Annotated in this window: 8 protein-coding genes; 4 read left to right on the top strand and 4 right to left on the bottom strand. The window is 54.7% G+C overall.

What is annotated here, in order from left to right; genetic code table 11:
- Positions 1–49 precede the first annotated feature (49 nt).
- The 3 genes from WJU16_RS20570 to WJU16_RS20560 form a co-directional block, all read right to left on the bottom strand.
- The gene (locus WJU16_RS20570) at positions 50–2,545 is read right to left on the bottom strand and encodes a mechanosensitive ion channel domain-containing protein (protein ID WP_341835288.1); all 2,496 of its coding nucleotides are present in this window, start codon (positions 2,543–2,545) and stop codon (positions 50–52) included.
- Positions 2,546–3,114: 569 nt separating this feature from the next.
- A complete protein-coding gene (locus tag WJU16_RS20565; protein ID WP_341835287.1) occupies positions 3,115–3,618 on the bottom strand; it encodes an SRPBCC domain-containing protein in 504 nt (167 codons plus the stop codon).
- Positions 3,578–3,952: a metalloregulator ArsR/SmtB family transcription factor gene (locus WJU16_RS20560; RefSeq protein WP_341835286.1), complete on the bottom strand. Its 375-nt coding sequence runs from the start codon at positions 3,950–3,952 to the stop codon at positions 3,578–3,580. The genes WJU16_RS20565 and WJU16_RS20560 overlap by 41 nt, the downstream gene beginning before the upstream one ends.
- A 237-nt stretch (positions 3,953–4,189) precedes the next feature.
- Between WJU16_RS20560 and WJU16_RS20555 the strand changes: the two genes are divergently transcribed.
- Positions 4,190–5,629, top strand: a complete 1,440-nt coding sequence (locus WJU16_RS20555) for an amino acid permease (protein WP_341835285.1) — start codon at positions 4,190–4,192, stop codon at positions 5,627–5,629.
- Positions 5,630–5,709: 80 nt separating this feature from the next.
- Here WJU16_RS20555 and WJU16_RS20550 read toward each other — a convergent pair whose 3' ends face one another.
- The gene (locus WJU16_RS20550; RefSeq protein WP_341835284.1) at positions 5,710–7,872 is read right to left on the bottom strand and encodes an alpha-galactosidase; all 2,163 of its coding nucleotides are present in this window, start codon (positions 7,870–7,872) and stop codon (positions 5,710–5,712) included.
- 216 nt (positions 7,873–8,088) lie between these two features.
- On the opposite strand from WJU16_RS20550, the gene WJU16_RS20545 reads away from it, so the two are divergent.
- From WJU16_RS20545 to WJU16_RS20535, 3 genes are all read left to right on the top strand, one after another.
- Entirely contained in the window at positions 8,089–8,991 is a 903-nt protein-coding gene (locus WJU16_RS20545) for a DMT family transporter (RefSeq protein ID WP_341835283.1), read from the top strand.
- 63 nt (positions 8,992–9,054) lie between these two features.
- A complete protein-coding gene (locus WJU16_RS20540) occupies positions 9,055–10,137 on the top strand; it encodes a methylated-DNA--[protein]-cysteine S-methyltransferase (protein WP_341835282.1) in 1,083 nt (360 codons plus the stop codon).
- Positions 10,138–10,206: 69 nt separating this feature from the next.
- Positions 10,207–12,591, top strand: coding sequence for an ABC transporter permease (locus tag WJU16_RS20535; protein WP_341835281.1), 2,385 nt, complete (start codon positions 10,207–10,209; stop codon positions 12,589–12,591).
- Positions 12,592–12,619: the final 28 nt, after the last annotated feature.

Raw genomic sequence — 12,619 nt, 5'->3', positions numbered from 1 at the left:
TTCCCCGGTTTGTGACGGATAGCGCAATTATTTTATAAATAAATGAAAATCAATCTGATGAATCATTCCCCACCTGCCCTCTTTTTTCCTCATCAGGCGCATCGCCGCGTTTAATATGCAAATCGCGTTGCGGGAAGGGAATAACGATCCCCTGTTCCTTAAAGGCTTTGTGAATGGCGAAGATGAGCGCGCTCTTGGCTACCTTGCCGGGACGGAGCCCCACCGTCCAGAAGTACACCTGAATCAACACGGCGCTGTCCCCGAACTCCGAAGCCCAGATCACCGGCTCCGGCGTTTTGAGGATATGACTGTTCTCTTTCAAAAGCGATTGCAAAACCCCTTCCACCTTTTCCAGATCGGCATCGTAAGACACGCCTACGGTCAGTTCGTTGCGGCGTATGGATGTCTGGATGTTCCAGTTGATCAGCTCGTCGTTCAGCAATTCCCCGTTGGGGATTACAAGATGGCCGCCTTCCAGGGTTTGGAGCATGCTACTGCGGAAGCCGATGGATTTTACCGTTCCGGATTTGCCTTTCACTTCCACAAAATCCCCTACGTTGAGGGGTTTTTCGAATGCCAGGATCACACCGCTCACCAGGTTATTGACAAGCGTTTGCAATCCAAAACCGATGCCTACGCCTAGTGCGCCCATTACAAAAGTGGCGCGGTCGAGCGGGATACCCGCCACGGCAAACGCCAGCAGCAGTCCCAGTACGAAAATAAAAATCCTGACCACGAGCAACCAGCTCCCCAGCCCGGCCTGGCCACCGCTTTCAGCCGGGTGCCCCGATTTGTCGGACGCGAAGAACGACACGATCCGGGATATGATGGACGACAATATCAAAATGATAAAAAACGCCAATACGCTGAAAAATGAAAAAGTATAGGAGCCAATTGTGCGGTCGCTCATCAGGAAATCTTTCACCGGTTCGGTAATGAGTTTAAAAGCGTAGAACGTGCGGGCGAACAGGATGAACCAGCCGATGATGAGGAAGAAATAGAAGAACCGCGGCGCCTGCTGCCCCACCGCCGCGAAATTCACGAAAAACATCCGGCGTTCCGGCACCTGGTATATTTTGGACGCCAGCTGGAGCGCTTCATTGATGAGGCGCACCGTCCATAGGAACATAATCGCGATAATGACGCTGATAAAGCCGCTGGCCATAAGCGCTTTCGCCAGGTTGAAACGCCCGGTGAGGTTAGCCACGGCCGACAGCAGCTCCACCCCTACGATGCAATACATGAAATAGATGATCCACTTTTCCCGCAGTTCGTCGCGGCGCCCCCTGGCCAGGTACCATCCTCCCACCAGCATTCCGCCGAAGGCGAGCGCCAGCATGAACCAGCGTTCGGGCCGCGAAGCCTGCAACAGCAGAAAATCGCCGCATGCCAGCAGGAACAATATCCACATCATCCACCAGAACCGCATCCAGTACGGCGTGATGAATTCATAAAAGATGACCGTCAGGCAGGCCGACGAAATCACCCAAAGCAAACAATTAAAAACCCAGGGAGGATCCGGGAAAATAAACTGGAAAATGCTGAACACGATCAGCATGGCCGACAACACCGGGAAACGCAAAACGAGCTGCCCGTTGAAATCGTCCCGCAACAGGCCGCTGACTTTAACTTTTCCCCGGAGCGTCCGCAGGAAAATGATGCAAAAAGCCGTCAATATCAAGAGTATCGCGATCTTCACCAAATTGTTCCGGACATAAAACCATAAGATCAGCCGGTTCTTTTCCACCGACTGCCAAAGGATTTCCCGGAACGGGCGGGCATTTTCAGGCGGCAAACCCAGGCTGCCCACTTCCCTGTCGAAAGTCTGCCGCGAAAGTTCCTTTTCGTAACGTTCGATCTGCTCCAGCGCCGACTGAAGATCGTATACCATGATATCCAGCTGGTCTTTGGCATGCTGGGCGTTGCGGAGCGAAGCGCTCAGCGCGCTGTCGATAGGATCCACTTCCCGGCCCACCACATATAGTTTGCGCACCAGGTGCATGAATTCAGCCGAATCCGCCGGAGTTGCATAGAGACGGGGATTGCTGGCGATGGAATCGAAATCCTTCCGAAAACCGACCAGGCGCTTCTTGTATGCATCCACCTGCAATTTATACACCTGGACGCGGCCCAGCAGTTCGTGTATCAGTTTGTAAGACGTGGTGAGATTCCGCTCCGTCTGCAGTGATCCGGTGTTGGTGAAAATTCCATCGCCGGCGATGATATAACGTTGACGGACAGACGCCAGTTCGTGGTATATCGCATTTGTATCCAGCGGGGTTTTGAGGAAACCGCGGGTATGGCGGATCGTGCGCAGTAATTCATCCATCAGTCCGTCCTGCTCATTGGCGATGCCATGTTCCTTATATTTGGCCGCATATTCGGCAGGCGCCTTTTGCAGCATAGCGCGGATAGTTTGCAAGAGGGAATCCTTCCGATGTACCGGCAGCGAATCCGCATGTTGCCCATATCCGGCTACGGAAAGCAGGCAGCAAAATATGGCAGGCAGCCAGAAACGGAAAGGATAGCCGGTTCGTACTTGCATATCCAACAATTTACAAATTTCCCGGCTGATTGTTGGGAAGATGCGGAATATTTCCCCGGGGATTATTTACTGGTATCCAATTCCTGCAAACGCGTTTCCAGGTCGGCTACAAGTTGCAGGACCGTATGAAATTCCTGACGATCGGCAGACAGCGGATGGGATTTGATGCTATGCAGGAGTGTTGCCGCCGGCTCCGGGTCACCCAGTTGCATCGCATAATCCGCACTTATCGACATCACCTTGCACTACACCGGGCAACAGTTCCACGCGAATATCCAGGATTTTTCTCGGGAAGCCCGCCAGGAATGAAGGTTCCCAGCTCCCGCCAGGTGTTTCCATACCAAACCTACCTTCGCAATGGAAAATGATGCGTGCCGCGCTCTTGGCGACTGACAAATGGCGCATAGTCATCCCCGGAGAAAGCGTCACTTCTCCCACCCAGCAGTAGGGAATGTAACCAGCCGCGGCGCCGGCGGTGGCGGTGGAATCCTGTAAGATCGCATGGTATTGGAAGGACACACAATTTACAACATCCCACCGTTTTTGCCGGCCGGGAAGAAATGTAGGTATTAAGCAGCGAGCGCCGCTTCCATGCGATCCAGCATCTGGAGCCAGCTGGGATAGGCGCCTGTTTTGCGCGCCACCTCGGCCGGAGCAGCCTGGTGGAGAACGATTTCCGTGCGGTCGTTGTCCAGCGCGCGGAAGGTGACGGTAACGAGGGTTTCATCAGGCCAGGCGGGATCCATGCCAGCTTCGGCGGAGGTGCGGCGGTTGCCCTGTTCGTCGGCGATGGCGATATTATACACGATTTTTTCCGGCGCGTTTACTTCGTGATATTCGCCTACGCACCAGCATTCTTTACCGTCTGGTGTATGCACGCAGGAATGAAAGCGGCCGCCCGGCCGGATGTCCAGCGTGGTGAAATGAATGCCGCAGCCATCTGGGGCAAACCATCGCGGAAGGTGCTCCGGGTCGCTCCAGATCTGGAAAACGAGCGCGCGGGGGAAATTGACCGTCCGCGAAATGAGGACTTCATTTGCCGCGGGGCTTGCGGCGTTTGTCGTGTTTTTCATGTTTTGAATTTTTTATTTTGGGTGCTATTTTCAGCAGATAGGATTCCATGATATCGAGGGTCTTGCTCCAGGAGGCGGTGTATTGCGCTACCCAGTCGGCAACTTCCGACAGCTTTTCAAGCCGCGCTTCGCAATGCCGTTCCCGCCCTTCTTTCCGGATCACCACCAACCCGCATTCTTCGAGGAGTTTTACATGTTCAGACACGGTGGGGCGGCTGGTGTCGAAGTAATCCGCGATGGCGTTCATGGTCAGCGGTCGGTCTGCCAGCAGTTGAATGATGCCCCGGCGGGTGGGGTCGGCTATCGCCTGGAATACGTCTCTTCTTCTTTCCATTATGTAGGCATTTCCCTACAAATATACAAATGCGTAGGAAAATCCCTACATTTATTTTTGAACAGGATAAAAAAAGGGAACAACCGGTGTTGTTCCCTCCTGATATGTTCGCGGGTAAAGTAAAGAAAGTTTCACCAACGGGTGGGTGAGAAGCGCTCATTTGGGAAGAATTTTCGCGGTACGGGAATATTTTTAGCGAAAAATAACACATATTACAATCATATCCACCTTTAGACATTGAAACATAACAACGAACAGTCCGCCGACCGCAAGCTGGAACGGGGGCTTCAAAACCGCCACATTCAGCTGATCGCCCTGGGAGGCGCCATCGGCACGGGGCTTTTCCTCGGCATCGGTCCGGCCGCCGTACAGGCGGGGCCATCTGTGATTTTAGGATATGCGCTGGCAGGTGTCATCGCATTTTTTATTATGCGCCAACTGGGCGAAATGGTTGTGGAAGAACCTGTTTCAGGGAGCTTCAGCCACTTCGCCTATAAATACTGGGGCACATTCGCGGGCTTCGCTTCCGGATGGAATTACTGGGTGCTGTACATCCTGGTAAGCATGTCCGAACTCACCGCCATCGGCATATATGTGCAGTTCTGGTGGCCGGAGATCCCCCTCTGGGCATCGAGCCTTTTCTTCTTCATTACCATCAACGCCCTGAACCTTAGTTCCGTAAAAGTGTACGGAGAAGCGGAGTTCTGGTTTTCCATCGTGAAAGTGGTGGCCATCATCGCCATGATCATCTTCGGCGTATACCTGCTTTTCAGCGGCAACGGCGGTCCCCAGGCCAGTATCAACAACCTCTGGAACGACGGCGGGTTCTTCCCCAAAGGCCTTCTCCAGTCCGACGGGCAGGGCAATTACCAGGGCCTCCTGGCGGCGCTGGCGCTGATCATGTTCTCTTTCGGCGGACTTGAGCTCATCGGGATCACCGCCGCAGAAGCTGATCAACCCGAAAAAACCATTCCCCGCGCGACCAACCAGGTGATCTACCGGATACTCATTTTCTATGTTGGCGCCCTCATCATTCTCTTCGCTCTTTCGCCCTGGAAAAATATTACGACAGACAGCAGCCCGTTCGTGATGGTATTTGAAAGCCTCAAAGGCTTCCAGTTCACGATGTTCGGCAAGACTATTTATTTTACCAGCCTCATCGCCAACGCACTCAACCTGATCGTGCTCACAGCGGCGCTGTCGGTGTACAACAGCTGCGTATACAGCAATTCCCGCATGCTGTACGGACTTGCAGAACAGGGCAACGCCCCGGCCATCCTTTCGCGTCTGAACAAAAACCACGTGCCCGTGCTGGCGATCGTGATTTCGGGCCTGTTCGTGGCGATCTGCATCATCATCAACAAGCTCATGCCTGAAAAAGCCCTCCACGCGTTGATGTCGCTGGTGGTTTCTGCGCTCATCATCAACTGGCTGATGATCAGCGTGGTGCACCTGAAATTCCGGCAACATTATAAAGGCGGATCGGCGACCACGAAGTTCCCTTCGTTCCTCTATCCCGTTTCCAATTATATCTGCCTCATCTTCCTGACCGGTATCCTGGGGCTGATGTTGCTCACCGGCATGGCGCTGCCCGTGCTGCTGATCCCCGTTTGGCTGGTATTCCTCTATGTCTGCTACATGATCGTGAAAAGCAGGAAGAACAGCACTGCACTATAAATCATTTGCTTCCCAATATTTAGAAGGGGCAGCGCCGTATGGTGCTGCCCCTTGTCTATTCGGAACTTCTCTGTTTGTCGTTACTGTACCACCCACCAGTTATAGCTTTCCGGCGGCAGCGTCACCGTCATTTCGATATTGTAATTACGCCCTAAGGTGTAAGTTTTGGCGGTAACGCCGTTGGCCAGCAGTTTCGCGGTGCCGGTGAGGCCCGTGTAATAAAGCGGAACGCTGATAGTACGGGTAATGGGCGTTTTGAGGGGATTATACAGGATAAGAAAACCTTTCTCTTTGCCCTGCGGGTCCGCATGCAGAATGCCGTCCCAATCGCGGCCGTCGGCACGGCGGAGGTGAACAATGTCCGAATTCAGGACAGTGCGGTATTTTTTGTACCAGCTCACCATATCCGTCACTACCTGCTTCGTTTCATCTGTATCATACAAGCGCGGGCCGCGGTAACAGGCCTGGATGCCCGCTCCGTAATACTGGAACATGAGCTGCTTATAATCCCCGAGGTGATCCTTTAACGGCTCCAGCACCGCTTCGGGGCCTCCGCCCTGGTATTTGGTCAGCGGCACAAAGCCCCAGCCCATGGAGGGCGTCTTTTCCCAGGTGCCGTCATAAATGTTCTGGCGGTTCAGGATTTTTTGCTGGTCGCGGGAAAGGGAGAAATTCACCTCGCGGTACCCGAGCGCAATTTTGTGCGTACCGTCGAGGAAATACCAGTCGGGGGCGTTGATGTATACGCCATGCTCGTTGAGGTCGCGGTAAAGTTCTTTCTGGATTTCCATCTGGCGCCATTGCGAGTCGTGCGCATCCTTGTGGCCGGGATGGGTGGTGGAAGCGCAGACGTCGCCGGGATAGGGACCGTCATTCTCCCAGATATCGAAACCGGTCTGGTAAATGAAGTACTTGATTTTATCACGGTAAGCCAATCCCCATTCGCTGCCGAAGCAGGGCGCGTTGCCGAAGAATGCACCGCCGGGTTTGCCGGTGGCGGGATTTATGACATCATCCTTATCGCTGATGCGGCGCGAGCTGAACAGCGAATACCCGCCGATCAGGATGCCTTTGCCGTGCGCGTAATCGCTGAGCGATTTCCAGCGGGTGATATTGGCGGCCGAGGTGTCTTCCATGTTGACGTGGCTGCCAAAGCTGAGGATCAACGCTTCGTAGCCCGTGGCTGCGCACTGGTCGATGGCGTCCGTTACCTGCTGGTCGTTTTTACTTACCAGGTGCATAAATATGGGATTGCTGGTGGTCCAGGGCGCGATGGTACGGTACATTTTGCGCACGGCCAGCCCACGCCTTTCGCGGTCGTAACTATCCATCAGGAGCTCCCAGGTGGCGGGAGAAGTCATCTTTTCGCCATCAGCGAGGGCCACTGCCGTCACCTTATCCGGATAGGCTTCGAACAGGCAGGGCGTTCCGTAGTCGTAGTTCACCTGCGAGGTATAAGACGAATCTTTCTTCCAGTGGGAAGTTTGGTCGCTGATGGGATATTGCATGGCGTTGTTGAACGCATAATTCGTTTCGAAGTAAATGCCCTGGGGCTTTTTCAACTGGTGGGGCTGCCCGATCACGGCGCTTTCTTCTTCCACCATGCCCAAGATTTCGTGAACCACCTGGTTCACCGCAACCGTTGCGCCGCTTTTATTTTCCACGGTTACCCATTTGGCGATGAGCGGCAATCCGTCGTAAATAGCGTAGCTGACGGTGACATGCAGGCCTTCGGTGCCGGGGGCCTTCCCGGCATACAGGAAATCGACCTGGCGGGCGGTGGCTTGTTTGCGGTTGGCGGCCCAGTATTTCCCGGTCCATTGCACCCGCGGCTTCAGTTCCGAAACCTGGTGGCGGACGTAAGCGAAATCATTGGCGCCGGCGGTGAAACCGTCGAGCCAGGAGGGCAACAGGTACGCGTTTTCCTGCTGTCCGTTCAAACCGCCCACGTTGTACGTTTTACCATTGACGGTAATACGCGCTTCCGGCTTCACGGCGCGGAGGAGCTGCTGGCCGTTGGTGAGGTTAACGTAATCATAGCAGGCCACGTTGGGGCTGATGCGGAAGGAGCGGGAAACCAGGCCGTTGCTGAGGGTCACGTCCTTTCCTTTTTCCATTACTTTCGCCTTTTCTGTGACCGGCGTGATGAGCCAGTCCGTTTTACGGGCGGGCGATGTTTGGCCGTCAGCCGTACCTGCGGCCAGGTGCACTCCCAGGATGATGCAAGTCCATTTCTTATTCATAGCTTCAATTTACGAGCGGACAAAAAGCGGCGCTGGCGGTTTGCTGCTTCCATACGGGCGTTTGTCCTGTTTACCAATGTACGAAGGGATGGCGGTCTATTCAATGGCTTTTCACCTGCAATCGATTGTGAAATAATTACCCATTACATTAAGATAAAATGATATCATGCGGTTTATTATTTTGGGGGCGGGCGCGAACCTAACGGCGGCCAGCTTATGAACAACAGCAACAGTCCGCTACATACGCGCGGGCTTATATCCATTTTTATTGTGCTCCTGATCTGGGGCAGTTCGTTTTCGGTAACGAAGTTTGTGGTGACGGAGGTGCCTCCACTCACGGCGGCCGCCATCCGCAATACGATCGCCTGCCTGGCGCTGCTGCCTTTCTATCTCCTGAGCAGGCGGAAATCGCGGGCGCCGCTGCCTTTCGGGAAGCTGACGCTGATGGGGCTTTCGGGCACCACGTTTTACTATCTCTGCTTCAACACCGGCATGCATTACATTCCCGCCAGCACAGGCGCCATCATAGAAGGGCTAGTACCCGTGGCCATCGCCGTTCCGGCAGCGTTGTTTCTCAAAGAGCACCTCAGCGGGAGGCTCCTGGCCGGAATCATTTTGTCGGTCATCGGCGTCATACTGGTCGGATTTGTAGGTACAACTGCGGAATCGAAGAACGGCCCCCTCGGCAGCGCGCTCATCGTAGCGGCCGTATGCCTCTGGAGCGTATACACGTTATTGTCCCGCACGGTGAAAGACCATGACACGCTACAGGTGACGGCACTCAGCATGATGATCGGAACGGTGCTTTCCTACCCGATCGGCATGCTGGAAATCCAGCAGAAGGGATGGCCCGCGATTTCGTGGCAGGCCTGGCTGGGGCTGGGCTATTGCGGCATCCTCGCTTCCGCCGTGGCGTATTTCCTGTACAACAAAGCGCTGGAAAGCCTGCCCGCCGCGCAAGTCGGGAATTTCCTCAACCTCAACCCCGTTATCGGCGCCATCGTGGCTTTCCTCTTCCTCCACGAATCCTTTACCGGACTGCAATGGGCAGGCGGTGCACTGGTAATCGCCGGTATCTGGCTCAGTTCCCAAAAACGCGATCCGCAGCCCGAAAAATAGTTGTCAATTTTCCGGTTGCCACCCTTCCCCGGCCGGGCTACCTTTGCTTAAAACACAACGCCCATGCTTACCCGCGAAAGAATGTACCAGGCGATCCTTGAAAAAGACAGCACGTTCGAAGGCACTTTCTTCACCGCCGTTAAAACTACCGGCATCTTTTGCCGCCCCACCTGTACGGCCCGCAAGCCGAAACCGGAGAACGTGGAGTTCGTGACAACGGCGAAAGAAGCCATCCAGAAAGGGTATCGCCCCTGCAAGGTGTGTCGTCCGCTCGAAAAAAGCGGCGAAACACCGGTGCATATCCGCGAGCTGATGGACGCGCTCGCCGCCGATCCGTCGAAAAAATTCCGGGACGAGGAATTACTGCGCCTGGGACTGGAGCCCAGTGCCATCCGCCGCTGGTTCCTGAAAAATCACGGTATCACTTTTCACGCCTACCAGCGGATGTTCCGCCTCAACTCCGCTTTCCGCCACCTGCGCGACGGCGCACCCGTAACCGGTACCGCTTTTGAATCGGGATACGACTCTCTCAGCGGCTTCGCCGATTCGTTCAAATCCGTTTTCGGTGTGGCGCCCTCTAACAGCCGCCACCGCAATCTCATCAATATCGAACGGCTGGAAACGCCCCTCGGCACCATGTTCGCCTGCGCTGCCGACGCCGGCATCTGCCTGCTGGAATTCTCCGACCGCAAAATGCTCGAAACCGAGCTCAAAGACATCGCCCGGTTGCATAACGCCGAAATCATCCCCGGCCACAATCCTCATTTCGACACCCTCCGCCGGCAACTCGACGAATACTTCAATGGCACGAGATCCGCCTTCACCGTGCCCCTTTTCATGCCCGGAACGCCCTTCCAGCAACAGGTCTGGGAGCTCCTGCAAACCGTGCCTTACGGAACTACCAGCACCTATAAACGGCAGGCAACCACCCTTGGCATGCCCGCCGCCATCAGGGCCGTGGCGCGAGCCAATGGCATGAACCGCATCTCCATCCTCGTTCCCTGCCACCGCATCATCAGCGAAGACGGGCAACTCACCGGTTACGGAGGCGGCGTCCACCGCAAACAGTGGCTCCTCGATTTCGAAAAACGGAACGCGCTGCAAAGCCGGACAACACATGTGCTGAAACCGGACACATATGAATAATATTTATTTCTATTAATCTCATTACAATAGGGTCTACGTTTTGGCATTGCCTTGGTGAAGAGGAAACACATGATCCGCAATTACCTCAAAACCGCCTGGAGGAATCTCCTCAAAAACAAAACGTTTTCGCTCGTCAACATAGCGGGATTGTCGGCCGGAATGGCCGTGGCATTGATGATTGGCCTGTGGATCCGCGACGAACTAACTTTCAGTAAAAACCATACGAACTATAGCCGCATCGTGCAAGTGATGCAGCACCTCACCCATAACGGGGTTGTGACCACCCAGCAGGCCAACCCTCACCTGATGGGAGACGCTCTCCGCCAGGAATATGGCGGCGATTTCAAACACATAGCGATGGCCAGCTGGCCCAACACGCACTTCCTCAGCCATAACGGCCAAACGATTTCCCGGATGGGCAATTATTTCGAAGCGGCGCTCCCCGAAATGCTCACGCTCGACATGAAAGCAGGCAGCCGCAACGGCCTGCAGGACGTCAACGCCATCATGCTTTCCGCAACTTCGGCAACAGCGCTTTTCGGTGACAAGGATCCGATTGGCCAGATCATCCGGCTCGACAATTCCACCCCACTGACCGTAACTGGCGTTTACCGGGATCTTCCCGCCAATTCCGCGTTTGCCGGCATGGATGTGCTCTTGCCCTGGAAACTGTATCTGCTGGAAAACACCTGGATTGCCGGGATGTCTGACCCCTGGGGCTCCGGCTTCTGCCAAACCTTCGCGCAACTCGCCGATCATGCCGACCTTGAAACCGTTTCCGCCAAAATCCGGGACCTCCGCATGCAACATTTGCAGGATGCCCATAAAGTTGCCAAACCGGAAGTATTCCTCTTCCCCATGCGCAAATGGCATCTTTACGGACAATGGAAAGACGGGCAGAATATCGGCGGTGGCATTCAAACGGTGTGGCTTTTCGGCATCATCGGATCATTCGTGCTGCTGCTCGCCTGCATCAATTTCATGAACCTGAGTACCGCCCGCAGCGAAAAGCGCGCGCGGGAAGTGGGTATCCGAAAAGCCATTGGTTCACAACGAAAACAACTCATACTCCAGTTTTTCAGCGAATCCGTACTACTCTCTTGCATCGGCTTTCTGTTCGCCATTCTTCTTTCCGTGCTGGCCTTACCTGTGTTCAATGATATCTCTGGGAAAGCGGTGCAGATGCCATTTACGGATTACTGGTTCTGGGGCGCGGGACTAGCCTTCATCCTGTTAACCGGCATACTGGCCGGAAGCTATCCGGCCTTGTACCTTTCTTCCTTCCAACCGGTAAAAGTACTGAAAGGAACATTCAGGCCGGGAAAACATGCCGCAACCCCACGAAAGGCGCTGGTAGTGCTGCAATTCGCCGTTTCCATCGCGCTGATTATCGGCACGATCGTCGTATTCAGCCAGATCCGGCATGCGCAAAACCGGTCATCCGCCTATAATCGCGACGGCTTGGTGGTCGTTCCCATGTTCACCGGTGAACTTCGGGAGAAATACGATATCATCCGGCAAGACCTGCTTGCCCGCGGCACAGTCACCGAGGTGGCGAAGGCCTCTTCCCCGCCGAGCGAAATCTATGCGTTTAACGGCGGCTATACCTGGGAAGGCATGGATCCTTCAACGCAGGGCAACTTCGCTTGTGTAGACGTGTCCCACGAATACGGTAAGGCCATGCAATGGCAAATCGTGGCGGGGAGGGATTTCTCCCGCGCTTTCGCATCCGATTCCAATGCCGTTATCCTGAATGAAAGCGCTGTCAAATTCATGCAGCTGCAAGACCCCGTTGGCCAGACCATCCGCCGCTATGGCAGGCCGCTGGTGGTTGTCGGCGTCGTAAAGGATATCATCATGCAATCGCCTTACAGTCCGGTCATGCGTGGTATTTTTCATTTCTCGAACCGTGGCGGCAACGCATTCCTGTTGCGACTGGATCCCGGAAAACCTGTCGCCGGTTCTATTGCGGCATTACAGGCGGTGTTTGAAAAACACGCTCCGGGTGTGCCTTTTACTTACCAATTCGCGGACGTGCAGTACAAGCAGAAATTCCTGTCGGAACAGCGGATCGGAAAACTTTCCGCATACTTCGCCGGTCTGGCTATCTTTATCAGCTGTCTGGGGCTTTTCGGGATGGCGAGTTTTATGGCGGAAATGCGCGTAAAGGAGATTGGTGTGCGTAAAGTGATGGGCGCATCGGTGTTTAGCCTGTGGCGGTTGATGACAGCCGATTTCGTGATGCTCGTGCTGATTGGGTTGCTGATCGGCATTCCGGCTGCCTGGCTGGGCATGCAGCGCTGGCTGGAAGGATATGACTACCGTACGGAAATATCGTGGTGGATGGTGAGCTTCACCGCGCTCGGGGCCATTGCCATTGCCCTGATGACGGTAAGCGCGCAGAGTATCCGCGCGGCGATGACCGATCCCGTCAAATCCCTGCGTCCCGAATAAAAATTGATTTCTTTGACAAAACAGCCGC

Source organism: Chitinophaga pollutisoli (genome assembly GCF_038396755.1).
Taxonomy (GTDB): Bacteria; Bacteroidota; Bacteroidia; order Chitinophagales; family Chitinophagaceae; genus Chitinophaga; species Chitinophaga pollutisoli.
Note: the sequence above shows the minus strand (reverse complement) of the source record. Positions and strands in the feature narration are given on the sequence as shown.

Coding starts and splice junctions, on each gene's coding strand:
- WJU16_RS20570 (WP_341835288.1), bottom strand. CDS start 2,545: ATGCAAGTACGAACCGGCTATCCTTTCCGTTTCTGGCTGCCTGCCATA.
- WJU16_RS20565 (WP_341835287.1), bottom strand. CDS start 3,618: ATGAAAAACACGACAAACGCCGCAAGCCCCGCGGCAAATGAAGTCCTC.
- WJU16_RS20560 (WP_341835286.1), bottom strand. CDS start 3,952: ATGGAAAGAAGAAGAGACGTATTCCAGGCGATAGCCGACCCCACCCGC.
- WJU16_RS20550 (WP_341835284.1), bottom strand. CDS start 7,872: ATGAATAAGAAATGGACTTGCATCATCCTGGGAGTGCACCTGGCCGCA.
- WJU16_RS20545 (WP_341835283.1), top strand. CDS start 8,089: ATGAACAACAGCAACAGTCCGCTACATACGCGCGGGCTTATATCCATT.
- WJU16_RS20540 (WP_341835282.1), top strand. CDS start 9,055: ATGCTTACCCGCGAAAGAATGTACCAGGCGATCCTTGAAAAAGACAGC.
- WJU16_RS20535 (WP_341835281.1), top strand. CDS start 10,207: ATGATCCGCAATTACCTCAAAACCGCCTGGAGGAATCTCCTCAAAAAC.